Origin of the sequence: Micromonospora sp. M51 (assembly GCF_018070305.1) — a bacterium.
GTDB classification, from domain to species: domain Bacteria; phylum Actinomycetota; class Actinomycetes; order Mycobacteriales; family Micromonosporaceae; genus Micromonospora; species Micromonospora parva.
The window spans coordinates 1-2476 of the sequence record NZ_JAGPXZ010000834.1 but is presented as its reverse complement, the minus strand read 5'-3'; the positions used below and the strand labels follow the sequence as shown (position 1 = coordinate 2476).

General features: G+C 69.6%; 4 protein-coding genes. All 4 read right to left on the bottom strand.

The features are described 5' to 3' along the window. Positions 1 to 316, bottom strand: a 316-nt coding sequence (locus tag KBX53_RS29495) for a DivIVA domain-containing protein (RefSeq protein WP_210862904.1), incomplete at its 3' end; no start/stop codon positions are given. A 44-nt stretch (positions 317 to 360) separates the two neighbouring features. Next, positions 361 to 666 carry a YggT family protein gene (locus KBX53_RS29490; protein ID WP_030334503.1) on the bottom strand — a complete coding sequence of 102 codons (306 nt, stop codon included), beginning with the start codon at positions 664 to 666 and terminating at the stop codon, positions 361 to 363. Between the two features lie 30 nt (positions 667 to 696). Continuing rightward, complete coding sequence (locus KBX53_RS29485) at positions 697 to 1389, bottom strand: cell division protein SepF (RefSeq protein WP_210862902.1); 693 nt, start codon at positions 1387 to 1389, stop codon at positions 697 to 699. A gap of 191 nt (positions 1390 to 1580) precedes the next feature. Continuing rightward, positions 1581 to 2324, bottom strand: a complete 744-nt coding sequence (locus KBX53_RS29480; RefSeq protein WP_210862900.1) for a YggS family pyridoxal phosphate-dependent enzyme — start codon at positions 2322 to 2324, stop codon at positions 1581 to 1583. Between the last annotated feature and the right edge of the window lie 152 nt (positions 2325 to 2476).

The following is a 2476-nucleotide window of genomic DNA, read 5'->3' as shown; positions in this document are numbered from 1 at the left end:
CCTGCTCCAGCTCGGCCTGCATCGCGCGGGCAGCCAGCTCGGCCGCCGACTTGTCGCGCGGCACCCGGTCCAGCTGGGCCTTGCCGTCGTTGAGCTCCGCCGCCAGTCGGGCGTCGCCGCCGGGGCCGGCGGGGGCACCGCCACGGCCGCCGCGCTCCACCTGGGCGCGCAGCTCGTTGTTCTCCTCGATGAGACGGGCGAGCTCGCGCTCGACCTCATCCAGGAAGGCGTCGACCTCCTCCTCGTCATACCCCCGTTTGCCGATCGGCGGCTTTTTGAAGGCGACGTTGTGGACGTCGGCCGGGGTCAGCGGCATCGAAACTCCTCGGGTCAGTTGCGGCCGCGAAAGCGCGTCGGTCATCAGGCAGATGCCCTGATCGACGGCCCTAACACGAACTCCATCAGCACGAACAGGATAACCAGGAGCACAAGGGAGGCCAGGTCGATGCTCACGGTACCAATTCGCAGCGGAGGGATCACACGCCTCAACGCGTTGAGAGGGGGATCAGTGACGCTCCACACGGATTCCAATCCTGCCGATGCTCCACGCCCCGGTTGCCAGCGACGGCCGTACTGCAGGACGGCGCTCAACACGAACCGGGACAGAAGAAGGAGCAGGAAGACATAAAGGATCAGGTACAGCACTTGCAGTAAGATCGACAACACGGTCAGCGACGTCCCTCGGGTCGGGCGGGGTCAACTCAGACTGAAAAAGCCGCCCTCAGCGATCTTGGCTTTGTCCTCAGCGGTGACCTGGACGTTAGCCGGTGAGAGCAGGAACACCCGATTGGTCACGCGCTCGATCGTACCGCGCAGGCCGAACGCCAGCCCGGCGGCGAAGTCCACCAGACGGCGGGCATCGGCCTCATCCATCTCGGTGAGATTGATGATCACCGGGACGCCGTCGCGGAAGTGCTCGCCGATGGTGCGCGCCTCGCGGTACGTGGTGGGGTGCAGCGTCGTGATCTGGTACCGCTGCTCCTCCTCGGGCAGGGCCCGCTCGCGCGCCGTGACCTGCGGCGCGAGAGCCAGGTTGTCCCGGGTGTGATAGGTCAGCGCGCCGGAGGTCTCGCCCGCCGACGACCGGGTGATCGACCGTACGCTGGACCGCTCGATCCGCTCCGGACGCTCACCGTCACCGCGCTCGGACTCGCTCAACCGCCCGCTCGGCCGCTCGGAGAGTCGGCCCCGCCCGCTGTCGCGCGGCCGCGGAGCCGGCGGCTCCTCGGCGTCGTCCTCGTCGTCGTCGGCGAACTCCTCGGCGTACCGGCTCTGCCGGTAACGCGAGTCGCGGTAGCCACCCTTGTCGTAGCCACCGTCGTCGTAGGCCCGCTCGTCGTCTTCTTCGACCAGACCGAGCCAGACCCCCGCCTTGCGCAGTGCACCCATCCCGCGCCCTTCCGTCCGCCGTGCGGCACGCGCCCCCGTGCCATGTCGCCCGTCGCGAGTGGACAACCATGCCCATCGGACCGGAACGGCAATCCCCCGGCGCGCGATTCGCGTCGCGCGCCACGACCCCCGACTAGGAGACGCCCGCCCCTGAAACAACACTGATGTAATTTGCTTGTCTCGCGGTCAGGCTACCGCAGCGTGGGACGCATTCCGAGCAACGCGCTACCGACGCGGACATGTGTCGCGCCGTAACGGATCGCGATGTCGAAATCTCCGCTCATTCCGGCGGACAACGCGGTCGCTCCCGGATGGACGACCCGAAAGGCGTCGGCGACCTCGGCGAGCCGGGCGAATGCCCGCTCCGGCTCCCACCCCAGCGGAGCGACCGCCATGAGACCGACCAGACGCAACCCCGGCGCGTCGGCCACCGCCTCGGCCACCGGCTCCAGACCGGCGGCCGGATCCGCCGAGCCGGGCAGGGCTCCGCCCCGGGCCGCGTCGCCGTCGATGCTCACCTGAACCAGGGCGTCGAGCGGCTCCTGCCGGTCGGCGGTCGCGGTGGCCAACGCCCGGACCAGCCGGACACTGTCGACGGAGTGCACCACGTCGGCGTAACGGACCACCGAGCGGGCCTTGTTGCGCTGCAACTGGCCGATGAAGTGCCAGCGGGGACGCACCCCGGCGGCAGCCACCTCGGCGGCCTTACCGGCCGCCTCCTGGTCGCGGTTCTCCCCCATGTCGGTCACCCCGAGCCCGGCCAGCGCCACCACGTCGCTGGCCGGGTAGGTCTTCGTCACCGCGATCATCGTGACCTCGGCGCGGTCCCGGCCGGCCTGCGCGCAGGCGTCATCGATCCGGGACCGAACCTGTGCGAGACCGGCCGCGAGTTCGGCGCGCCGATCCGGTCGTACCGTGGCTGAGCTGTCGGTCATCGGCGGTGCTCAGGACCCGTTCTTGAGGAAGTCGGGAACGTCGACGTCGTCGAAGAGCACGCGACGTGGCGACTGGGCCGGCGCTGGGTTGGTGGCCGGAGCTGGCACCGGGGTGCTCTGCGGTGCCGGCTGGTTGGTGTTGCTCTTGCGGG

What these genes read in the sequence shown, in the direction of transcription:
- KBX53_RS29480 (WP_210862900.1), bottom strand. Translation starts at nt 2,324, where the DNA reads ATGACCGACAGCTCAGCCACGGTACGACCGGATCGGCGCGCCGAACTC.
- KBX53_RS29485 (WP_210862902.1), bottom strand. Translation starts at nt 1,389, where the DNA reads ATGGGTGCACTGCGCAAGGCGGGGGTCTGGCTCGGTCTGGTCGAAGAA.